Origin of the sequence: Agrobacterium larrymoorei (assembly GCF_013322225.1) — a bacterium.
GTDB lineage: Bacteria > Pseudomonadota > Alphaproteobacteria > Rhizobiales > Rhizobiaceae > Agrobacterium > Agrobacterium larrymoorei_A.
In genome coordinates, this window is sequence record NZ_JAAMFB010000018.1 from 37,653 (window position 1) to 59,990 (window position 22,338).

A 22,338-nucleotide genomic window follows, 5' to 3' on the forward strand; every position below is an offset into this window, starting at 1 on the left:
CCCCGGAACATCATGGAAGCCTGAAGTTTTCGTGGTTTCAAGAGCATGGACAGAACCGGAACCGTGCGATAACGTGAATATTAACAGCCGCGCAGTGTAATAAACGAGACGGCAAGGGAACCTCGGCATGAGCGCAGGCACTGATCTGCTTCGCATAGAAAACCTGCAAGTCTCCTTTTCGCTGATGGGCGGAAAAATAGATGCCGTAAGAAATGCCAGTCTTCGTATATTGCCTGGAAAAGTAACGGCTCTCGTCGGTGAATCCGGCTCCGGAAAATCCGTGATTGGACAGACCGTTATGGGCATCCAGCCGCGCACGGCAAGCGTCAATGGTCGCGTGCTGTTCACCGACCCGGCGCGCCCCTCAGATATTCCCGTCGATCTTCTGCAACTGGAACCGGATGGCAAGCCCATGCGGGCGATCCGTGGCAATCGCATCGGCCTGATCTTTCAGGAGCCGATGACGTCATTCTCGCCGCTCCACACCATCGGCAACCAGATCGATGAGGCACTGCGCATCCATAGCGTCCTGACGCCAAAGGAGCGGCAGGAAAAAATAGAAGAAACGCTTGATCTCGTCGGATTTTCCAATCCGAAAAAGATCTGCAATATGTATCCGTTCGAGCTTTCCGGAGGTATGCGCCAGCGCGCCATGATCGCCATGGCGTTGATCTGTCGCCCGGCGCTGTTGATCGCCGATGAGCCGACAACCGCGCTCGACGTGACGATACAGGCGCAGATCCTCAAGCTCTTGCGAGACCTGCAAAGCCGGCTCAACATGAGCATGCTGCTGATCACCCACGATCTCGGCGTCGTCGCCAATATCGCCGATGAAGTCGCCGTCATCTATCAGGGCGAGATCATGGAAGCGGGCAAGGTGGACGACATCTTCCGCGCGCCCGCACACCCATACCTCAAGGGCCTGATGGCCGCCGTACCGCATTTCGACATGAAGCCGGGGGAGCGCCTGAAGGCGCTTCGCGAAGTGACGGTCGACAAGGAAAGCCTGATCGGCAAGAAAACCGAGACCGTCGACAAGGCGCCCGGCGTATTGCTGAAAGTCGACAACATCAGCAAGACCTTCACCACGCGCAAATCCAGCTGGTTCACCTCCGGCAAATCCAGCGCGACGAAGGCGGTGGACGGCGTCAGCTTCGAGATCATGCGTGGTGAGTGCCTTGGCCTTGTGGGTGAAAGCGGCAGCGGCAAAACGACCGTCAGTAAAATCCTGATGCGCGCCGTGCGCCCCGATGAGGGCTCCATCACCTTCCACAGCAAAAGCGGCGATATAGACGTCCTCAACGCCAACGACGACAATCTGCGCGAGTTGCGGACGAAAATCCAGATGGTGTTTCAGGACCCTATCTCCTCACTGTCTCCGCGCATGACGGTCGGCAACATCCTGAGCGAGCCACTGCAAATCCATGGGCGCGGCGATTCCAAATATCGCTCGACGCGGGTGCGCAACCTGCTGCGCGCCATCGGCCTCGGCGACAGCGCTCTCAACCGTTATCCGCACAGTTTCTCCGGCGGCCAGCGCCAGCGTATCGGCATTGCCCGCGCGTTGATGCTCGGCCCGGAGCTGCTGATCTGCGATGAGCCCGTATCCGCGCTGGATGTCTCCGTGCAGGCGCAAATCCTTAATCTGTTGAAGGATTTGCAGAAGGATCTGGGACTGACTTACCTCTTCATCTCCCACAATCTCGCCGTGGTCGATTACATGGCGGATCGCGTGGCGGTGATGTGCGAGGGTAAGATCGTCGAGCTTGCGCCGCGTGAAACGCTGATGCGCAATCCCGTGCATCCCTATACGAAATCTCTTCTGGCTGCCGTTCCCTTCCCTGATCTCGACCGGCCTCTGGATTTCAACACCATCGGCAAGATCAGTGCGACCGGCAAGTTCGACTGGGGCAAACAGTTCCGCGATGAGCGTGACGGGAAACTCGTTACTGCCGATCTGGGCGGCGGGCATCTGGTGCTTGCCAATGCCAATGCCGATGTGCGGGAGTTACGGTCTTGATCACGCGCCGCACCACCCTTGCGCTTCTGGCCTCGGTCTTCCTTCCCTTGAAGGCGTTCGCCGCCTACAAGGATTCGGAATTCTTCAAGGAAAAGATCGAGAAGGGCGAACTTCCTCCGCTCGATCAGCGCCTGCCGAAGAACCCGCGTGTCGTGAACCTGAGCCAACTCGGCCGCGAACCGGGCAAACACGGCGGCACAGCGCGTATCCTGATTGGCGGACAGCGCGACATCCGCCTTATGCCGATCAATAGCTACGCCCGGCTGGTGGGCTATAACGAGAAGTTCGAGTTTCAGCCGGATATTCTGGAATCCTATACCATCGATGCGGAGCGTATTTTCACGCTGAAACTGCGCGACGGCCACAAATGGTCGGATGGCAGCGATTTCACCACGGAAGACTTCCGCTATTTCTGGGAGGACGTGGCGCTCAACCGGGAAATCCACAAGGGCGGGCCACCGATCGAGCTTCTGGTGTATGGCAAGCCGCCAGTGGTCGAGGTCATCGACAAACTCACCGTGAAATATACATGGGAAGGTCCGAACCCGGACTTTCTGGCCAAGCTGGCTGGTGCAACGCCTGCGCGCCTGTTCCTGCCAGCCGCTTACATGAAGCAGTTCCACAGCAAGTATCAGACACCGGAAAACCTTGCCAAACTGGCGAAGAAGAACAAGGTCGATGACTGGAGCAGCCTGCACATCAAAATGTCGCGGCAGCTACGCCCTGAAAATCCCGACCTACCGACGCTGGATGCCTGGCGCGTCGTCAACGCCCCGCCTGCCGAACAGTTCATATTCGAGCGCAATGCCTATTATCACCGTGTCGACGAAAACGGCCTGCAGCTGCCCTATATCGACCGATTCCTCCTCAACGTCACCTCATCGGAGATCATCGCCGCCAAGACGGCATCGGGCGACAGCGACTTGCAGTTCATGGGGCTCGATTTCAACGACTATACCTTCCTAAAGGACGCGGAAGACCGCTACCCGGTGAAGGTCAGTCTGTGGAAGCGCAGCCAAGGCTCGCGCGTCTGCCTGCTGCCCAATCTCAATAGCGGCGATGAGGTATGGCGCAATCTGTTTCGCGATGTGCGAATGCGCCGGGCGCTTTCGGTTGCCATAAACCGGCATGAGATCAATATGGTCTGCTTCTATGGGCTGGCCAAGGAAAGTGCCGACAGCATTTTGCCGGACAGCCCTCTGTTCAAGCCGGAATTTGCTACCGCGTGGGCGCAGTTCGACCCTGATCTGGCAAATCGGTTGCTTGATGAAATCGGGCTGACGAACCGCAACGACAAAGGCATAAGGCTGCTGCCGGATGGCCGACAGGCGCATATCATCGTGGAGACCTCCGGCGAAAGCACGCTGGAAACCGATGTGCTGGAGCTGATCACCGATCATTGGCGCCACATCGGCATTTCGCTCTCCAGCAGGCCGACGCAGCGCGATGTTTTCCGCAAGCGCGCCATGGGCGGCGAGGTGATGATGTCTGTGTGGTTCGGTATGGACAACGCCATTCCAACCGCAGACATGCTGCCCTCGGGGCTTGCGCCAACGGGCGACGACCAGCTTCAGTGGCCGGTATGGGGCGTGCATTATCTTTCCGGGGGACGAGAGGGCAAGGAGCCCGACCTGCCGGAAGCCATCCGTCTTCTCGAACTCTTCAAGCAGTGGCGACGCAGCGTGACGGACGAGGAGCGCCGGGCGATCTGGCTGGAAATGCTTTCGCTTTACACCGACCAGGTCTTTTCCATCGGCACCGTCAATAGCGCGCTTCAGCCCATCGTGCATGTGAAGAAAATGCGCAACGTGCCGGAAAAGGCGCTCTACGGTTTCGAGCCGACTTCCTATCTCGGTGTCTATATGCCGGATGCATTCTGGTATGACGGGGACGCGTGACATGCTGAGATATATCATCGGTCGCATCCTCGTCATGATCCCGACCCTGATCCTCATTTCGATGCTGGTTTTCACCATCATCGAACTGCCGCCGGGGGACTACTTCGAAAGCTATGTCGCTGAAATGCGAGCGCTGGGCGAAACCGCCAACATGGCCGAAATCGAAGAGTTGCGCGTTCGCTACGGCTTCGATCAGCCAGCGCCGATCCGCTATTTCCGCTGGGCGACCGGTATGCTGGTCGGCGACTTCGGGTACTCGTTCGAATACCAGCTTCCGGTCAACGAGGTTGTAGGTGATCGCCTGTGGCTGACCATTCTGGTGTCGTTCTGCACGATCATCGTCACCTGGGTTCTAGCATTCCCGATCGGCATCTATTCCGCCACGCACAAATACAGCTGGGGCGATTACGGCCTCACCTTCTTCGGGCTTCTCGGCATCGCCATTCCAAACTTCATGCTGGCGCTGATCCTGATGTATTTCGCCAATGTCTGGTTCGGCACATCCATCGGCCATCTGATGGATCGCGAATATCTGAACCAGCCGATGAGCTGGGACAAATTCAAGTCCATTCTCGAGCATCTTTGGATCCCGGTTCTCATCATCGGCACGGCGGGAACGGCGGGCATGATCCGCCGCCTTCGGGCCAATCTGCTGGATGAGTTGCAGAAGCAATATGTGGTGACGGCGCGCGCGAAAGGACTTCATCCCTTCAAGGTGCTGATGAAATATCCGCTGCGCATGTCGCTCAACTTCTTCATTTCGGATATCGGCTCAATTCTGCCCGCGATCATCTCCGGTGCCGAAATCACCGCCGTCGTCCTGTCTCTGGAGACGACCGGCCCGATGCTGATCCGTGCTTTGCAAAGTCAGGACATGTATCTGGCGGGCTCGTTCCTGATGTTCCTCGCCTTCCTCACCGTCATCGGCGTGCTGGTGTCAGATATCGCGCTTGCCATTCTCGACCCTCGCATTCGCTTTGGAGGCGGTAACGTCAAATGACTTCTTCCATTCCAAAGCCCGGCGAAGATTTGCCGCACTACGTCTCAACCGCGCCATTCGACCCCTATCTGGTGGAACCGGCAACCGGCGGTCTGGCGATGGTTGGTCGTGCCTCGCAATTGAAGTTGATGTGGTGGCAGTTCAAGCAGCACAAGCTTGCGCTCTATTCCGGCATCTTCTTGCTTTTCATGTATTTTTCGATCGTGGTCTGCGAGTTTCTTGCCCCGTATAATCTGCACACCCGCGACGTCGAAAACATCTATGCCCCGCCGCAGCGCATCCACCTGTTCCACGATGGGCAATTCGTCGGTCCCTTCGTATATGGCCGCACCCAAAGCCTCGACATGGAAAACCTTCGCCGGGTTTATGTGGACGTGCCGACGGACGTACAAAAGCTGCGGTTCTTCTGCCGGGGAGACGACTATCGTTTCTGGGGCCTGTTCGACAGCAACGTACATCTCGTCTGCCCTGCCAAAGACGGTAATATGTTCCTGCTCGGCACGGACCGTCTGGGTCGGGACGTGCTATCGCGCATCATCTACGGCGCGCGCATTTCGCTGACCATCGGCCTTCTGGGCGTCGCCATGAGCTTCGTTCTCGGTATCGTGATCGGTGGGCTTGCCGGGTATCGCGGTGGCGTTTGCGATCTCATCGTTCAACGCATCATCGAGGTTCTCCAATCCATCCCCAGCATTCCGCTCTGGCTTGCGCTTGCGGCCATCATGCCGGTAACATGGAGCCCTATCCTCGTTTATCTCGGCATAACCATTATCCTCGGACTTCTGGACTGGACCGGACTTGCGCGTGCCGTTCGCTCAAAACTTCTGGCGCTGCGTGAAGAAGACTATGTTCTCGCCGCGCAATTGATGGGCGCGAAAACGAGCCGTATCATCGGCAGGCATCTCATTCCCGGCTTCATGTCCCACCTCATCGCGTCGGCGACATTGACCATTCCGGGCATGATTTTGGGCGAGACCGCGCTCAGTTTCCTAGGGTTGGGCCTTCGTCCACCGATCACAAGTTGGGGCATTTTGCTCACGGAAGCGCGAAGTGTGAGCGTGATTGCGCTTTATCCGTGGCTTTTGCTTCCTGTTATCCCCGTGGTTCTTGTGGTGCTTGCCTTTAATTTCCTTGGCGATGGACTACGTGATGCGGCAGATCCTTTTAAATGAACTGGACGACCTTATGAGCCATAGCCGAAAATTCGACACACGGCCCCTATGTGCCAAGGCCCTGCGCGGTAAAAGAAGGTTTTCCCTGTGACCCCTCGTTTGAACGATGCCCGCATTCTCATGTACAGCCATGATTCTTTCGGGCTGGGACACCTGCGCCGTTGCCGGACCATCGCCCATGCGCTGGTGGAAGACTATCGCGGCCTGAATGTCCTGATCATTTCCGGTGCAACCATCGCCGGTGCTTTCGACTATCGGACGCGGGTGGATTTTGTAAAAATCCCAAGCGTCATCAAGTTGAGGAACGGGGAATATACCTCGCTCGATCAGCACATTGACCTTCAGGAAACCCTGAAGATGCGCCGCTCAATCATCTATCATACGGCGGAAAGTTTTCAGCCGGACATCTTCATCGTCGACAAGGAGCCGATGGGCCTGCGTGGCGAGGTCGAGGAAACGCTGACCTATCTCAAATCCAGGGGCACGAAACTCGTGATCGGCCTGCGCGACGTCATGGATGCGCCGCAGTTGCTGGAGGCCGAATGGAAGCGCAATGATGTGCTCAACAAGATCGAGCGTTACTACGATCACGTCTGGGTTTACGGCCCCCCGGATTTCCACGATCCGCTGACGGGCCTCGATGTCCCGCAACCGGTGCGCGACAAGATGGATTTCGTGGGCTTTTTGCAGCGTTCCAAGACGCAGGCCGAACCGAGCCATCGGCATGACGGCGACTACATTCTGGTGACGACGGGCGGCGGCGGCGATGGCAGCGAGCTAATCGATGACGTCATCCGCGCCTATAAGGCTGACCGCAGCCTGACGCAGAAGGCACTTGTGGTTCTTGGACCCTACATGCCAGCAGAGCAGCGCCAGAAATTTGCCCACAGCGTCGCCGATATTCCGCATATGGAAATCATCGAATTCGACAACCGTATGGAAGACCTCGTCGCAGGCGCGCAGGCCGTCGTCTCCATGGGTGGCTACAACACGGTCTGCGAAATTCTCTCCTTCGACAAGCCAGCGCTGGTGGTACCGCGCATCGTTCCGCGTGAGGAGCAGTTGATCCGGGCCAGCCGGGCATCTGAACTCGGCCTGTTCGACATGCTTTCACCGGAAGACGCAGAAAATCCGCTGCGTATGGCGCAAGCGCTGAAAGCAGTGCTGAAGCGTCCGCCGCCATCGGCAAACGGCAGAAATCTCAAGCTGGATGGACTGGAGAACATCTCCCGTCGTATAGCCGAGTGGCTTCAGCCGGACGACACGTCCCAGATCATGTCGGCGACCGCGTGACGCGCCGTCTCCCATTTTGAAAGAAGGCACGCAGCCGTGACCGCAGCCAAGAAAATCGTGGTGCTCCTCAAGGGCTATCCACGTCTTTCCGAAACATTCATCGCACAGGAACTGCTTGGGCTGGAGAGAGCCGGACTGGAGCTGGAACTCATGTCCATGCGCCGCCCGACCGACAAAAAGCGGCATCCGGTGCATGACGAAATCCGCGCGCCCGTGACCTACCTGCCGGAATATCTGCATGAAGAACCGCTCCGGGTTCTAAAGGCACTCTGGGCGTGTCGAACGAAGCCCGGCTTCGGCAAAGCTGTGCGCCAGTTCTTCCGTGATCTGCGGCACGATTTTACCCGCAACCGTTTTCGCCGGTTTGGGCAGGCCGCCGTCCTTTCCAATGAATGGCCCGCCGATGCCGGATGGATGCATGTGCACTTCATTCACACACCCGCCTCGGTCGCCGCCTACACGCATCTGATCACAGGCATTCCGTGGACGATTTCGGCCCATGCCAAGGATATCTGGACATCCAGCGATGCCGACCTTTCGCATAAACTCGACAGCGCCCGCTGGGCCGTGACCTGTACCGCGAGCGGCTTTCAGCACCTGCTGAATCTTTCCGCCGATAAAACCAAGGTACATCTCAGCTACCATGGACTGGACCTTACCCGTTTTCCGCATTTCGAAGGCGTGCGCCCTGCACGCGACGGTTCCGACCCCGCCGATCCGGTGCGTATCTTAAGCGTTGGCCGTGCGGTGAAGAAAAAGGGTATAGACATTCTGCTCAATGCTCTCGCCGCCCTGCCGCCTTCGCTGCACTGGCGCTTGACCCATATCGGTGGCGGTGACGAACTATCAGTGCTCAAGCCCCTTGCTGAAAAACTCGGTCTTTCCGACCGGATTGTCTGGACCGGCGCAATGGACCAGAAGCAGGTGCTTGAACACTATCGGCAGGCGGACCTCTTTGCGCTTGCTTGTCGCATCACCGCCGACGGCGACCGCGATGGCTTGCCGAACGTACTGGTAGAAGCATCAAGCCAGGCACTTGCCTGCATCTCCACAAATATCTCCGGAATCCCAGAATTCTTCGTGGACGGCGAAAACGGACTACTGAACGAACCAGAAAATCCGTTAGCTTTCTCGAAAGCGTTGCAGAGCGCAATTACCGATCCAACGCTTCGGACAAGACTTGGCGATGCTGCGGAAAACCGTGTGCGTAAGTCCTTCGATCACCGCACCAGCATCACCGACCTGAAAAATCTGTTCGAACAGGAATGGGAGAAAACGCCGTGACAGTGGCCCGCTCCAACCCGCGTATTTTCTTCTATGTCCAGCACTTGCTCGGCATCGGCCACATTGCGCGCGCCAGCCGTGTCGCCCACGCGCTTGTCGCTAACGGCTTCGATGTGACGATGGTGACGGGTGGAACGCCGGTTCCGGGTTTTCCGGGCGAAGGTATCCACCACATCGAACTGCCACCGATTGCAGTTGCCGACGGCAATTTCTCCGGCCTCATGGATGCAAACGGCCAGCCGGTCGATGACGTCTTCAAGGATAATCGAACCAGCATGTTGCTCGGCGCCTATCACGGCACGATGCCGGACATCGTCATCATCGAGGCATTTCCATTCGGTCGAAGGCAGGTACGTTTCGAGCTGTTACCTTTGCTTGCGGCAATCGAGAAAAGCGTCAAGCGCCCGCTGGTGATGACATCGCTGCGCGACATTTTGCAGGAGCGCGCAAAGCCCGGTCGCGATGAAGAAACCATCGACCTGGTGAAGAAACATTTCGACAATGTGCTGGTTCATGGCGATCCGAATTTCGTGCGACTTGAAGAGACATTTCCGCTGGCGCAGCACATCAGCCAGCGCATCGTCTATACCGGCCTTGTTGCGCCGGCCAAACCGGCGGCACCGCAGGAACGTTTCGACGTAGTGGTATCCGCAGGCGGCGGGGCGGTCGGCGGGACATTGCTGAAATCAGCTCTGGAAGCTGCGCCACAGATACCCGAACTCAAAAGCTGGTGCTTCATCACCGGCCCCAACATGCCACAGGCGGATTTCGATGCGATTTCAGCACAGGCAGGCGACAACATTTCAATCTTCCGCTTCCGCAAGGATTTTGCCAGCCTGCTTTCCGGTGCCCACCTCTCAATCTCTCAGGCAGGCTACAACACCGTTTGCGATGTTCTGCAGGCCAGATGCCGCTCGTTGCTGATCCCATTTGCGGCAAGCGGTGAGACAGAACAGGGCGCACGCGCCTCCCGTCTTCAAAAACTTGGCCTTGCGCAGGTGCTGGAGGAAAACGCGATTTCCCCGCAGTCGATGGTGCAAGCAATCGAAGCAACGCTGGCGCTGCCCGAACCCGGCGAAACCGGCCTTGATCTTGACGGTGCGGCGGGAACGGCGCGTGTGCTGAAACGTCTCTACGTGGAACATCGGCAGGATGCGTGAGATGGGCTCGAACTATAATCGATAGGTGATTTTTTCCCGCCGGAAACCCAGCCCGATCAGGCGACCGGCGAGATGCGCCAGCAGCGGAACACGGAGGATGGCGCGCACAAAGGCGGGCGGCCCTTTCGCCTTCTTCGCATCGGCGTCGTCTGTCCTGTTGCGGCTCTTCATCATCAATTGCAGACGCTGCGTCGCCTTTGTCGGAAACGTCCGGCGGCGTTCGATAGCCGCGAGATCCGCATCCGAAACGGAGCCTCGATCCCTGAGCGCAGGCACCAGCACATTGGCGGCGGCGACCGCATCCTGAATGGCGAGATTGACGCCCACCCCGCCAATCGGAGACATGGCGTGGGCCGCATCTCCAATACAGATCAGCCCCGGCCTCCACCACCGCTTCAGCCGTTCGATCCGCACTGTCAGCAGATGCGCGTCGTCAAAACTGCGGATTTCCTCAAGCCTGTCTTTGGGCAACGGGCAAACTTCAGCCACTCGCTCGCGAAACGCCTCGATCCCCTTCTGCCTGATGTCGGCGAAGAAGCCTTTGCGCACGACATAGCCGCACTGCCAGTAGTCCCCACGGTCGATCAGAACGAAGCCCTGCCTTGGCCCGGCATGACCCATCGTTTCCGTTGGATCGCCCGGCTGTTTGGAAAGTCGCATCCACAGCACTTCCGTCGGCACGCCGAAGCGCTCGACCTCCAGTCCCGCCTTTTGCCGGACCACCGAATCGCGGCCATCCCCACCGACCACGAGATCGGCCTCCACCAACAGCTTTCCCTCTCGCGTCGAAATCGCAAGCCCGCGAACCCTGCCACCGCTCTCAATCAGATCGATGACAGGCGCGCTCATTAGCAGCCGGAAATTCTCGTATTGACCTGCCTTGCCTGCGATGAAGTTGAGGAAATCCCATTGGGGCATGAAAGCAATGAATTTGTTTTTCACTGGCAGCCAGGAAAAATCGGCAATCGTTATCTTCTCGGTGCCGATCTCTGCATGCAGCTTCTCAGCCCTGGTATGGGGCAGACCCAGAAACTCCTTGATGAAACCCAGCTGCTCAATGAGTTCCAACGTCGACGGATGGATCGTATCGCCACGGAAATCACGCAGGAAATCTCCGTGTTTCTCAATCACGGTCACATCGACACCGGCGCGAGCAAGAAGCAGGCCCAGCATCATTCCCGCTGGACCACCGCCCGCGATTGCTACCGTCGTTTTGATACGTTGTTGGTCCTCGCTGCCGTCCGTTTGCTGCATGTGTCCGAACGCTCAATCGGTGTGAGGAAGTGGTGCATTCTTGGGGTGCGGCCAGCCCTTGACGAAACGGAACAGCCACTCTTTGCGGGCGAAGATAAAGGCAAGAAGCACGGCAGTCCATATGCCCAACAGAAGACCGGCAGCCACATCGCTCGGGTAGTGCGCACCGACGATTACGCGCGAAATGCCGATGACCAGTGCAAGCACCATGAAGACATAGCGAAAGCGTGGAACGAGCATGGCGAAAGCCCCAAAGAAGGAGCCGGCGGCGGCAGAATGACCTGAAGGGAAGCTTTCGTAGAGGATATCGCCTGTAAACGGCGTCAAGCTATAGGCGCCGACATCGACGAACAGTTCCGGCCTTGCACGGCCTATCAGGAATTTCAGCAGATGCACGAAGATGCTGGCGCTGCCGATGGTCAGGAAGAAATAGGCAAATAGCCGCCACGCGGTTCGAACACGCGCTGAATAAGGGCTGCTCATCAAAAACCGACCGGCAATATAGGCAACGATGGCGAACAGGCCGGTGCTATAAAGCATCCAGCGGAAGGTGCCAAAATCGGTGATTGCCTTGTTGAAGCCGACGATTTGACCAGGCAAAGCCTGGGCTTTTTGCGAAAGGCCCGGATCGAAGGGTATGAAGACCAGCACGAGCACGAAGGTTGCTAGAAAAATCCAACCGCTGGAGATCAAAAAGCGCTGCATGCCGTCCCTCTGTTTTTATGGACTGGGATATGGAGCGACATAGTGCCGGAAACAATAGCCAGCTTCCATCTTGTTCTGCCCATGTTTCGCTTGTAGAGCCTTGAAATATAAACTTTTGAAAGCCGGATGTGCAGATGACGATTGTCCAGGGTCAATCCTTCCCTGAAAAGCTGAGCGTGCTGGGGTCCACCGGCTCGATCGGCACGAACACACTCGATGTCATTCGTCAGCTTGGCGGCAGGGACCGTTTCGAGCTTCTGGCCGTAACGGGTGCTGGCAATATCACGCTGTTGGCCGAGCAGGCCCGCAGTTTTGGTGCAAAGCTGGCCGTGACGGCGCAGGACGAGAATTATCAGGCCCTGAAAGATGCTCTTTCCGGCACGGGCATCACCGTCGCCTCTGGCAAAAGCGGCTTGCAGGAAGCAGCCGAGATGGACGCCGATTGGGTGATGGCGGCAATTGCCGGAACGCCGGGGCTGGAGCCGACGCTGACGGCTGCGCGGCGCGGGGCCAACATCGCACTCGCCAACAAGGAATGCCTTGTGTCCGGCGGCGACCTGTTCATCGCCACCATCCGGCAGGGCGGAGGCAATCTCATCCCTGTCGATAGCGAACACAGCGCCATCTTTCAGTGTCTGGAACCGCACAACCGGGATAGTATCGAACGTATCGTCCTCACGGCCTCCGGCGGGCCATTCCGTACATGGAGCCGTGAGCAGATGGCGGGCGTGACGGCAGAGATCGCCCGTGCTCATCCCAACTGGTCGATGGGCCTGAAAGTCTCGATCGGCAGCGCCTCCATGTTCAACAAGGCGCTGGAAATGATCGAGGCCAAATATCTGTTCGATCTGATGCCGGAACAGATCGAGGTGATCGTTCATCCACAATCGATCATTCATTCGATGGTCGCTTACACCGATGGTTCGGTGATCGCGCAGTTGGGTTGCCCCGATATGCGCACCGCAATCTCCTACGCACTGACATACCCATCACGGGGCGAGATCGATGTCGAACGGCTGGATTTTGCCAAGCTGTCACGACTGGATTTCGAAGCGCCGGATGAAGACCGTTTCCCCGCTTTGCGGCTTGCCCGCTTGGCGCTTGAACGTGGCGGCGTGCAGGGCGCTGTTCTCAATGCAGCAGATGAAACGGCGTTTCATGCCTTTGTCGACGGCCGGATCGGTTTCCTCGACATGGCGGAGATCGTGGAAACGGTGATGAATCGCATGGACGACGCCCGCACGGCAAGCACGATGGAAGATGTGCTGACCGCGGACGAGGAAGCACGCGCCCACGCCGAAACCGCCATTCTGCAGAAACAGAAGGCGGCCTGAAGCCCCATCCACTCCAACTCCTCTAAAACCTGTCTTCGTTCGAAACGGAGTTGATCAATCACGCAAATACCGCTACCAAATGTAACGTTATTACATGACAAAGAGGATTTAGACGATGATCATCAGGAGGGCGCTTGCCCTGACGCTTGGCTCCGCGCTGGTTTTTTCCACCGCTACACTCGCACACGCAACACAGACCCAAGCCGATAGTCACGAACACAGCCATTCGCATGACCATTCCGAGGAGGCGAAGAAGGTCTATGACGGCTATTTCGACGACAGTCAGATCAAGCCACGCCCGCTCTCCGACTGGGATGGAGATTGGCAATCCGTTTATCCGTATCTGATGGACGGCGCGCTTGATCCAGTCATGCAGCACAAGGCGGAACATGGCGGTAAAAGTGCCAAGGAATACCGCGACTACTACGAGATCGGCTACAAGACCGACGTCTATCGCATCGTTATAGAAGGCGACGATGTTACGTTCTATCGTAACGAAAAGGCTCTGAAAGCGACGTATGCGAGCGATGGCTTCGAGGTACTGACTTACGAAAAAGGCAATCGCGGCGTTCGTTTCATCTTCAAGAAAACCGGAGGCGATGAAGCGGCGCCGAAGTTCATCCAGTTTAGCGATCACATAATCGCGCCGGAAAAGGCGGGCCATTACCATCTTTATTGGGGCGACGACCGGGCAAAGCTGTTGAAGGAGTTGACCAACTGGCCAACGTATTATCCTGCGTCACTCAGCGGAAAGCAGATCGTTCACGAGATGCTGGAGCACTGAAGACAGCAGAAGGGCGCGGGCATATCCAGACTGCGCCCTTGGCAAAGAAAGATTCAGGGCCTCAAGCGACAGCGCGCGCCAGCGCGCAACGTGACCAGAGCTGATGCACAACGCCGACCAGGTGCTCCATATCCGCATCGCTGTGCAGCGGTGTCGGGGTGATGCGCAGACGTTCGGTTTTGCGCGGAACGGTCGGATAGTTGATCGGCTGGACGTAGATGCCGTGGTCGTCCAGCAGGATGTCCGAAATCCACTTGCACTTGGCCGCATCGCCAACGATGACCGGCACGATGTGGCTCGGATTAGGCAGGTGCGGAATTCCGCTCGCATCCAGCATGGAGCGCAGCGTGCGAACCCGTTCCTGATGACGGGCGCGCTCAAACGGGCTCGCCTTGAGGTGTTGGATAGACGCCACCGCACCGGCAGCGAGCGATGGCGGCAATGCCGTGGTGAAGATAAAGCCGGACGCGAAAGAGCGAACGAAATCGCAAAGCGCTTCGGAAGCGGCAATGTAACCACCCATCACGCCAAAGGCCTTGCCGAGGGTACCTTCGATGATGGTCAAACGGTGCATCAGGCCTTCGCGCTCTGCAACACCGCCGCCGCGAGGGCCGTACATGCCGACTGCATGGACCTCGTCGAGATAGGTCATTGCACCGTACTTATCGGCGAGATCACAAATTTCCTCGATGGGCGCAATGTCGCCATCCATCGAATAAACCGACTCGAAGGCAATCAACTTCGGCGCGCGGGGATCTGCAGCCTTCAGCTTGGCTTCCAGATCTTCGAGGTCGTTGTGCTTCCAGATGACTTTTTCACAGCGGCCATAACGAATGCCTTCGATCATCGAGGCATGATTGAGCGCATCCGAGAAGATAATGAGGCCGGGGATTTTCTGACCGAGCGTGCCGAGCGTCGCCCAGTTGGATACATATCCCGAGGTGAAAATGAGCGCCGATTCCTTGCCGTGCAGATCGGCAAGTTCCTGCTCCAGCTTGACGTGGAAGTGGTTGGTACCAGAGATATTCCGGGTGCCTCCCGCACCCGCGCCACAGTGGTCGATGGCGGCTTTCATCGCCTCTATCACCTTGGGGTTCTGGCCCATGCCGAGATAGTCGTTGGAGCACCAGACCGTCACTTCTCGCTGCTCACCGTCTGCGGTGTACCGGGTTGCCCGGGGGAATTTGCCCTGCTGCCGCTCCAGATCGGCGAAAACGCGATAACGACCTTCTGAATGCAAGCCATCCAGCTCGGTCTTGAAGTATGCCTCGAAGTCCATTCCATGCTCCAGAAATTCTAGCAGTCGTTGTCGGCTCACCTCCCTGAACCGTCAACCCCCTTGACGCAGTTTGAAGGATACTGCGTCAATTCGCCTCCACTTTTGAACTATTCCAAGAAACACTTATAAGAGATTCACCGAACCGCAAAATTGATTCACATCAAGCCCATAAAAAATATTGGAACTTTTCTGAAAATTCGCCGTTGAGTAGGGCACAATCGATTGGCGCGGGGAGCGTGCCTGATAAGGGAAGGCTTCCATAAACACATTCGACTTGTTAGATATCTGTAGCGGGTCGGAATTAGCAGTCGCCGCAGATATGTATGGGACGCCTACCAAGAGCCACTAGAGCTCATATGTAACGTGGAGAGAGTTCATGAAAAAGGCTGTTATTTTTGCCGTAATCGGTCTGGCGCTTGCGAGCTGCACCCAGACGGAAAAGACGACCAGCGGCGGCGCAGTGATCGGCGCACTTGCTGGCGGTGCTATTACCGGTAACGTTCGTGGTGCAGCCGTTGGCGGCCTCATCGGCGGTGCAACCGGCTACCTCGTTGGCCGCGCTTCCGAGCCTGGCATGTGCTACTATCGCGACCGTTACGGCGAGCGCTATACCGCACGTTGCCGCTAATAAGGCAATTCGCGCAAGATGCGCGGCACAACTGCAACGCAAGCCCCGGCATCGTCCGGGGCTTTTCGTATTTTAGGGTGTTGCCTCCGGCCTTTTGTGCTTAGACTGTCATATTAACGGACAAGAAACCTGGAAGGGCAATAATAAATGCTCAACCATAAAGTAGCGTATGCCAAAAAGACGGACTGACCCAAGGAAGAGTACTGCGTACTGGAAGGCAGGCACTGCAATGGCGGTAGCGGCAACGCTTACGCTATATCCCGGTTTTGCCCGCGAGGCCTTTGCACTCAAGATCTTCGGTATCAACATTTTCGGTTCGGATGAGGAAGAGAAGCAGGTTCTCGACCCTGTTCCTTTCGCCGTTACGCTGAATGCTCCAGGCAGCGATCCCAAGCTTCAGACCAGTCTCGAAAACAGCTCCTTGCTCGTTTCGGAACCGGAAAAGCCTGCGTCCGGCGATCTCGGCCTTCTGATACGCGCGCGAGACGACCGCGAAAGATTGGTTGCCGCGCTTTATGAAAACGCACGATATGGCGGCACTGTTAAAATTACCGTCGCAGGCCAGGATATCGACTCGATACCGCCCAACCCCACTTTCCAGAAATCCGGCCCGGTTCCTGTGGTCATCGATGTTACGCCCGGCCCTGTTTTCACACTGGGCAACGTTCGGCTCGAAGGCGATGTGACGAACCGTAACTTAGCCGACTATGGGCTGGAAACGGGTGGAAATGCGGGCTCGCTCGCGATTATCCGCGCGGGCAACAAGCTGATCGATGACCTGAAAGCCAAAGGCCGCCCACTTGCAGAACTGACCAAGCGCGAGGCAGTCGCCAACCACGCCAACAATACGGTTGACCTTACCATGTCGGCAGAGGGCGGGCCCATCGCACCACTTGGCGATGTAGCCGTCAAAGGACCACGCACGGTCGACGCGGATTTCGTTCGACGCTATTCGCGCCTTAATGGCGGCGAACCCTATTCGCCGGAAAAATTGCGCAAGGCCTCTGATCGCCTGCGCAAACTTGGTGTGTTTTCGAGCATCACCATCAAGGAAGCCAATGCGCTGGCACCGAACGGCACGATCCCTCTGACCATTGAAGTGTCGGAAGGCAAGCATCGTTATTTCGGCCTTGGCGCACAATATTCGACCACCGAGGGCGCTGGTCTGCAAGGCTATTGGGGCCACCGCAACCTTTTCGGCAAGGCCGAATCGCTGCGCATCGAAGGTGCAGTTTCACGGCTGGGTGAAGCTTCCAACGTGCAGGATATGGATTACTCTGCGGGTATCACCTTCGTCAAACCGGGCATCTTCAACCCGGAAACCACGTTCACGACGAGCTTGAAGGCCAAGACCGAGCATCCCGATACCTATGACGCCCGTTCCATCACAGGCTTTGCCGGCTTCGCCTATGAGTTCAACGACTACGATACGGCAGCCGCTGGTTTTGAAGTCGAGTGGACGGATACGGATGATGCCTTCGGCAACAACCAGTATCTGACCGCTTCGATCCCGCTGGAATTCGTGCGTGACATGCGCGACGACAAGCTGAACCCGACGGATGGTTTCCGCGCATCGATCTCGGCCAAACCGAGCTTCGAAGCATTGAACGGGACTTTCTTCACCTCGTTCGAGGCATCCACGACAGGCTACAAGGGTCTTGGATCAGACGATCAGGTGGTGCTGGCGGGCAAGGTTGCCGGCGGGCTGCTGGTCGGGGCAAGTTCATTGCAGGACGTTCCGGCGACGCGACGTTTCTATGCTGGCGGCGGCGGCTCGGTTCGCGGTTACAGCTATCAGGAAATTTCGCCATATAACGCTGAAAACGAGGCGACCGGCGGGCGCTCATACATCGTCACCTCACTGGAAGCGCGCTTCAAGGTGACGGAAACCATCGGGCTGGTACCCTTCGTCGATGCGGGCATAGTCTCTTCCGATCTGGCACCTGATTTTTCCGATATTCGCGCAGGCGCGGGTATCGGCCTGCGTTATCAGACGCCTTTTGGCCCTCTACGTCTTGATGTCGCCATGCCTCTACAGAAATATGATGGCGGCAACAGCTTCGGAATATATGCTGGCATCGGCCAGTCTTTCTGAGGCGAAACAATCGTAATGACGAGAATAACTGGCTCACGTGCTGAAGAAGCCGCGGGGCATATAGCCATATCGAGCAGGACGGAACTGTCCCGGCCGAACCGTAAAGTGTAGATTGCCGCCCATGAATATTCTGATTCGACTGTTGAAGTGGTTGGTTTACGCAGCGTTCGCTAGCGTGGTGTTGCTGGTGCTTGTCGTTCTGTTCATCGGCTTCACCTCAACCGGCGCAAATATCGTGGCCGATCAGGTATCGAAACTCGCCTCTACGCCGGATCAAACCATCACTATCACGCCGCCGCGCGGTCTGTTGACGGGCGATCTGCGGCTGGACAGCGTTACTCTTGCGGATCGCGATGGTGTCTATGCGCGCATCGAAGGCATCGAGCTTGACTGGTCACCGCTCGATCTGCTTGGAGGCACCTTTCACGCCGAGCGCTTGACCGCTGCCAATGTCGTGTTCGACCGCCCTCCTCTGCCCTCAACGCAGCCTGCTGAACCAAGCTCAGGGAGTTTTTCGCTGCCGGTGGAGGTCTCTGTCGATAGCCTTTCGCTGCCCAATATAGAACTCGGCGAAAAGCTCGGTGGCCGCGCCTTCAATCTGGCGGCGGAAGGCCGTGGACGGGCAACCGCCGATACGATCACCGCTTCGCTCGCCGCATCCCGCAAGGATGAGCAGAACGCGTCGATCAAGGCCGATATCGCCTATATTCCAAACGAAAACGTCCTGAAGCTTCAAGCCCTTCTGAATGAACCGCAAGGTGGGCTGCTTGCCAATCTCCTGCGTCTTCCCGGTGTTCCGGCGGTTTCCCTGAATCTCAGCGGCGAAGGTCCGCTTTCGGACTGGTCGGGCAGGCTGGCAGGCACGGTTGCGGGTAACGAAGTCCTGGCGCTCACCGGGCATCACAGCCTTGCAAGCGACGGAACGCGCAAGATCGAATTACAGGGCGGCGGACAGCCGGATCAGTTGCTACCGCCTCTCGTGCGACAACTCTTCACCGGCGAGACGAAAATCGATCTGGCGGCGACAATCTCGCCGCAGGGCCGCATCAGTGTCGAAAACGGCGATCTGGAAACCGGCGCGCTGATCCTCACCGCATCGGGCGCTCTTGACCCTCGGGGCCAGAACGATCTTTCCGCCAACCTCATCGGCACCAACGGTCCAGTGGATTTCCGCCTCCCGGTTGGAGAAAGCGAAGTGCAGGCGTTGGTGGATGGAATCGACCTTACCCTGCGCGGCAATGCAAACGCCGCCCGGCTCAATACGACCGTCTCTCTGCGCTCGCTGCAAATGCCGCAAGGGCAACTTCAAGGCGTTCGTCTGAATGCCGCCAGCGACGATCTGAACGTCGCAAGCCGCACGGGTACGGTCCGCACCGCGCTTTCAGTCGAGCAATCCACCCTGACCTCGCCCGATCTGGAACGTGCGGTAAAGGCACCGCTGAAGCTGAACGCGCCGCTGCGCGTATCGCCGCAATCGATCGCATTCGAAGGCGCAACGCTGGAGAGTGCAAGCATCGGCGGAACCGCAAGCGGTACATACGATCTCTCCACCAACAGCATTTCATCCAATCTGCGCCTGTTCGTTCTTCCCGCCGTCCTGCCGCCGGCACTGGCTGAAAAATTCGACACGACCATCGCCATCGATGGATATGTCAGCAGCGTCATCGGCGGACGCACCATTGTCGAAAACCTCATCGTTAAATCCGGCACGCTCGAAGCCAACGGCAATCTTTCGCTCGAAAACGGCAATATCGTTGCCAAGCTTGGCGGTAGACTGCCAGCTTTGGAGAAACTGACGCCACAGGCCGCAGGTGCACTCGGCTTTTCGCTGGAGGCCAATGGCCCGATCACTGCAGCCGATTTTAGTGCAACATTGAATTCCGAACGCGCCAATCTTGCGGGCCGCGCGCTTGAGGCTCTGAAGGTATCGGCAACCGGCAAGGCGGATATGAATGCACCGCAAGCCCGGTTCGAAGCCAGCGGGACACTGGACAAGCAAGTGATCGATGTTTCTGCGGCATTGGTACAGACCGACGCCGGGACGGCCATACCCGAGCTGAACATCAAGGTCGGCTCCAATGTGCTGACCGGCAACCTGCAACTCACACAGCAGTTCCTGCCATCCGGCGCGCTCAACTTCGACTTTCCCGACCTCTCGCTTCTGGCGGCTCTCGCCGCACAACAGGCAAGTGGAGACCTGAAAGGTGATGTTGCGCTGAGCAACGCCGACGGCAAGATTGCGGCGACGGTTCGCGCCAGCGGCAACTCTATCCGCCAAGGTACGACCACGATCGATGGGCTTTCCGCCGATATCAAGGTGGACGATCTTCAGGCGCTGGCCATCAACGGCAATGTCAATGCCAAGACGATTACCGCCGGAGCAGCCAGCATTTCAGGCCTTGTTCTTGGTATCGATCACAGCGGGACGGCCACGACATTCGACCTCAATGCCCGCTACGACAATGCGCCGCTGGTGCTCAAAGGTCGTGCCGACACAGGCACCAGCCCGCTGACAGTCGGTATCGACACGTTTACAGCAACGCCTCGTGGCATTCCCGTGCGGCTGACCGATCCGACTGCCATTGTTGTCAATAACGGAACCGCACGCATTTCCAACCTCACCATCCAGACCGGCAACGGACGCGTTGTCGTCAACGGCACGGCGGGCTCGACGCTCGATATCAATGCCGCGATCCGTTCGCTGCCGGCAAACCTCGCAAATGCCTTTTCTCCCGGTCTCGATGCGGCAGGTACAATCTCCGGCACCGTCACGGCCAAGGGTGCGGCGTCCGATCCGGCTGTCGATTACGACCTGACCTGGGACAGCGCGGCAGTAAGCCAGACCCGCGCTGCGGGCCTCGGCCCACTCGGCATCAAGGCCAATGGCCGCTTTGCTGGCGGCACCCTGCGCCTGGACACGAATGTCGCGGGTCAGGGCGGACTGTCGCTTTCCGGTGGCGGTACGCTTGGCATCAGCGGCAATCGCCCACTGTCGATGGCGTTTCGCGGAAATCTGCCCTTCGGCGCAATTGCGGCGCAGACCGCAGCTCAGGGCTTCGATGTCGCAGGCTCGGCAGCGGTCGATATCCGCATAGAGGGCACAGCCAGCGCACCCGCCGTGACTGGCACGATCACAACGGATGGAACGCGGGTGACCGATGTTCGCCGCAACCTGACGATCAACAATCTCGGCGCGACTATCACCTTCAATAGGGACGTAGCGACGGTTTCAAGACTGTCGGGTAGTCTGGCCGGTGGTGGCACGATTTCCGGTTCCGGCACGGTTGGTATAAACCCCGGCTCCGGCTTTCCCGCAGATATCACCGTGACGCTAAACCGTGCGACCTACAACGATGGCACCCTTTTCACGACGCAGGCCAGTGGAACGCTGACGCTCAAGGGTCCGATCCTGAATTCACCGGTGCTCGGCGGCACGATAACGCTTGACCGAAGCTCCATAACCATTCCGGAACGCCTTCCAGCGTCGCTGGCGCAGATCGATATCAAACACAAGAACGCCCCGGCTGCGGTCCGCCGTCAGGATGCAGAACTAAACGCCGACAAGGGCGGCAGCGGTAGTTCCTCAACCATTGCGCTCGATCTGCAAATCAATGCGCCTAGCGGCATATTCGTGCGTGGACGCGGTATCGATGCGGAGTTGACCGGTAGCCTGACCGTGCGTGGCACGGCTGCCGACCCACAGGTTTCCGGCGGTTTCGAAATGCGGCGTGGCCGTCTGGAAATCCTGACACGTCGTCTGGACTTCACAACGGGCGACATCACCTTCGGCGGCGGGCTCGTGCCGGTCCTGAACATGTCGGCGGATTCGACGGTCGGTGCCAATACCGTCACAGTGACGGTCAACGGAAATGCCAACGATCCGGCATTCGCCTTCACATCCTCTCCCGCTCTTCCGCAGGATGAAGTGATGGCGCAGCTGATCTTCGGTCAGTCCATGTCGAAACTTTCACCATTGCAGATCGCCCGGCTGGCGGATGCCGCAGGCCAGTTGGCGGGTGGTCGCTCCACCTCGCTGTTCGATAGTCTGCGCAGCAATCTCGGCATAGACGACCTCGATATATCAACCGATTCCGAGGGACAGGCCCGTGTCTCGGCTGGTAAATACCTCAACGAGAAAACCTATCTCGAACTTCAGCAAAGCGGCGATTCCGGTGCGAAGGCGATCATCAATCTCGATGTCGGCAAGGGCGTCAAGCTGCGCGGTGAGGCAGGCGGCAACGGGGAAGGTGCCGCAGGTATTTTTTACGAAAAGGAATATTGACCGGAAAAACGGCTGATGATGTTAGTTTTCGTACAAAACGTTTAGATAATAGTCAGTTATCATCCCTTTCAGATATTCTTAAACATGATCTTGTAGATGAATTGTTGTTGCCTTGAACATTCCCTCGTGCGTGAGGTGAAACTGCTCTTG

General features: G+C 57.7%; 15 protein-coding genes. 12 read left to right on the forward strand and 3 right to left on the reverse strand.

The window, feature by feature from the left end; all coding sequences use genetic code 11:
• Positions 1 to 127: 127 nt before the first annotated feature.
• The 7 genes from G6L28_RS11580 (at position 128) to G6L28_RS11610 (ending at position 9,827) form a co-directional block, all read left to right on the forward strand.
• Positions 128 to 2,020, forward strand: a complete 1,893-nt coding sequence (locus G6L28_RS11580; RefSeq protein WP_174063933.1) for an ABC transporter ATP-binding protein — start codon at positions 128 to 130, stop codon at positions 2,018 to 2,020.
• Positions 2,017 to 3,918: an ABC transporter substrate-binding protein gene (locus G6L28_RS11585; RefSeq protein ID WP_174063934.1), complete on the forward strand. Its 1,902-nt coding sequence runs from the start codon at positions 2,017 to 2,019 to the stop codon at positions 3,916 to 3,918. The genes G6L28_RS11580 and G6L28_RS11585 overlap by 4 nt, the downstream gene beginning before the upstream one ends.
• A 1-nt stretch (position 3,919) precedes the next feature.
• Positions 3,920 to 4,918: an ABC transporter permease gene (locus G6L28_RS11590; protein ID WP_174063935.1), complete on the forward strand. Its 999-nt coding sequence runs from the start codon at positions 3,920 to 3,922 to the stop codon at positions 4,916 to 4,918.
• Positions 4,915 to 6,090: an ABC transporter permease gene (locus tag G6L28_RS11595; RefSeq protein ID WP_174063936.1), complete on the forward strand. Its 1,176-nt coding sequence runs from the start codon at positions 4,915 to 4,917 to the stop codon at positions 6,088 to 6,090. The genes G6L28_RS11590 and G6L28_RS11595 overlap by 4 nt, the downstream gene beginning before the upstream one ends.
• A gap of 87 nt (positions 6,091 to 6,177) precedes the next feature.
• Positions 6,178 to 7,383 carry a glycosyltransferase gene (locus G6L28_RS11600; RefSeq protein ID WP_174063937.1) on the forward strand — a complete coding sequence of 402 codons (1,206 nt, stop codon included), beginning with the start codon at positions 6,178 to 6,180 and terminating at the stop codon, positions 7,381 to 7,383.
• A 36-nt stretch (positions 7,384 to 7,419) separates the two neighbouring features.
• Positions 7,420 to 8,667 carry a glycosyltransferase gene (locus tag G6L28_RS11605; protein WP_174063938.1) on the forward strand — a complete coding sequence of 416 codons (1,248 nt, stop codon included), beginning with the start codon at positions 7,420 to 7,422 and terminating at the stop codon, positions 8,665 to 8,667.
• Complete coding sequence (locus G6L28_RS11610; RefSeq protein WP_174063939.1) at positions 8,649 to 9,827, forward strand: glycosyltransferase family protein; 1,179 nt, start codon at positions 8,649 to 8,651, stop codon at positions 9,825 to 9,827. The genes G6L28_RS11605 and G6L28_RS11610 overlap by 19 nt, the downstream gene beginning before the upstream one ends.
• Positions 9,828 to 9,839: 12 nt before the next feature.
• Here the strand turns inward: G6L28_RS11610 and G6L28_RS11615 are convergent, their stop codons facing one another.
• Together G6L28_RS11615 and G6L28_RS11620 are read right to left on the reverse strand one after the other, a co-directional pair.
• Positions 9,840 to 11,081 (reverse strand): FAD-dependent oxidoreductase, encoded by a 1,242-nt coding sequence (locus G6L28_RS11615; RefSeq protein ID WP_174063940.1) that lies wholly within the window; start codon positions 11,079 to 11,081, stop codon positions 9,840 to 9,842.
• Between the two features lie 12 nt (positions 11,082 to 11,093).
• A complete protein-coding gene (locus G6L28_RS11620; RefSeq protein WP_174063941.1) occupies positions 11,094 to 11,786 on the reverse strand; it encodes a phosphatase PAP2 family protein in 693 nt (230 codons plus the stop codon).
• Positions 11,787 to 11,926: 140 nt separating this feature from the next.
• Here G6L28_RS11620 and dxr point away from each other — a divergent pair, with 140 nt between their 5' ends.
• Together dxr and G6L28_RS11630 are read left to right on the forward strand one after the other, a co-directional pair.
• Positions 11,927 to 13,120: a 1-deoxy-D-xylulose-5-phosphate reductoisomerase gene (dxr, locus tag G6L28_RS11625; protein WP_425292672.1), complete on the forward strand. Its 1,194-nt coding sequence runs from the start codon at positions 11,927 to 11,929 to the stop codon at positions 13,118 to 13,120.
• Between the two features lie 115 nt (positions 13,121 to 13,235).
• Positions 13,236 to 13,904 carry a ZinT family metal-binding protein gene (locus tag G6L28_RS11630; protein WP_174063943.1) on the forward strand — a complete coding sequence of 223 codons (669 nt, stop codon included), beginning with the start codon at positions 13,236 to 13,238 and terminating at the stop codon, positions 13,902 to 13,904.
• Between the two features lie 61 nt (positions 13,905 to 13,965).
• Here the strand turns inward: G6L28_RS11630 and hemA are convergent, their stop codons facing one another.
• Entirely contained in the window at positions 13,966 to 15,183 is a 1,218-nt protein-coding gene (gene hemA / locus G6L28_RS11635; protein ID WP_174063944.1) for a 5-aminolevulinate synthase, read from the reverse strand.
• Positions 15,184 to 15,559: 376 nt separating this feature from the next.
• Between hemA and G6L28_RS11640 the strand changes: the two genes are divergently transcribed.
• The 3 genes from G6L28_RS11640 (at position 15,560) to G6L28_RS11650 (ending at position 22,188) form a co-directional block, all read left to right on the forward strand.
• A complete protein-coding gene (locus tag G6L28_RS11640) occupies positions 15,560 to 15,811 on the forward strand; it encodes a glycine zipper domain-containing protein (RefSeq protein ID WP_174063945.1) in 252 nt (83 codons plus the stop codon).
• 169 nt (positions 15,812 to 15,980) lie between these two features.
• A complete protein-coding gene (locus G6L28_RS11645; protein WP_174063946.1) occupies positions 15,981 to 17,906 on the forward strand; it encodes an autotransporter assembly complex protein TamA in 1,926 nt (641 codons plus the stop codon).
• Positions 17,907 to 18,027: 121 nt separating this feature from the next.
• A complete protein-coding gene (locus tag G6L28_RS11650; RefSeq protein WP_174063947.1) occupies positions 18,028 to 22,188 on the forward strand; it encodes a translocation/assembly module TamB domain-containing protein in 4,161 nt (1,386 codons plus the stop codon).
• The last annotated feature ends 150 nt before the right edge of the window (positions 22,189 to 22,338 follow it).

What these genes read in the sequence shown, in the direction of transcription:
- G6L28_RS11580 (WP_174063933.1), top strand. Translation starts at nt 128, where the DNA reads ATGAGCGCAGGCACTGATCTGCTTCGCATAGAAAACCTGCAAGTCTCC.
- G6L28_RS11590 (WP_174063935.1), top strand. Translation starts at nt 3,920, where the DNA reads ATGCTGAGATATATCATCGGTCGCATCCTCGTCATGATCCCGACCCTG.
- G6L28_RS11595 (WP_174063936.1), top strand. Translation starts at nt 4,915, where the DNA reads ATGACTTCTTCCATTCCAAAGCCCGGCGAAGATTTGCCGCACTACGTC.
- G6L28_RS11610 (WP_174063939.1), top strand. Translation starts at nt 8,649, where the DNA reads ATGGGAGAAAACGCCGTGACAGTGGCCCGCTCCAACCCGCGTATTTTC.
- G6L28_RS11615 (WP_174063940.1), bottom strand. Translation starts at nt 11,081, where the DNA reads ATGCAGCAAACGGACGGCAGCGAGGACCAACAACGTATCAAAACGACG.
- G6L28_RS11620 (WP_174063941.1), bottom strand. Translation starts at nt 11,786, where the DNA reads ATGCAGCGCTTTTTGATCTCCAGCGGTTGGATTTTTCTAGCAACCTTC.
- G6L28_RS11630 (WP_174063943.1), top strand. Translation starts at nt 13,236, where the DNA reads ATGATCATCAGGAGGGCGCTTGCCCTGACGCTTGGCTCCGCGCTGGTT.
- hemA (WP_174063944.1), bottom strand. Translation starts at nt 15,183, where the DNA reads ATGGACTTCGAGGCATACTTCAAGACCGAGCTGGATGGCTTGCATTCA.
- G6L28_RS11640 (WP_174063945.1), top strand. Translation starts at nt 15,560, where the DNA reads ATGAAAAAGGCTGTTATTTTTGCCGTAATCGGTCTGGCGCTTGCGAGC.
- G6L28_RS11645 (WP_174063946.1), top strand. Translation starts at nt 15,981, where the DNA reads ATGCCAAAAAGACGGACTGACCCAAGGAAGAGTACTGCGTACTGGAAG.
- G6L28_RS11650 (WP_174063947.1), top strand. Translation starts at nt 18,028, where the DNA reads ATGAATATTCTGATTCGACTGTTGAAGTGGTTGGTTTACGCAGCGTTC.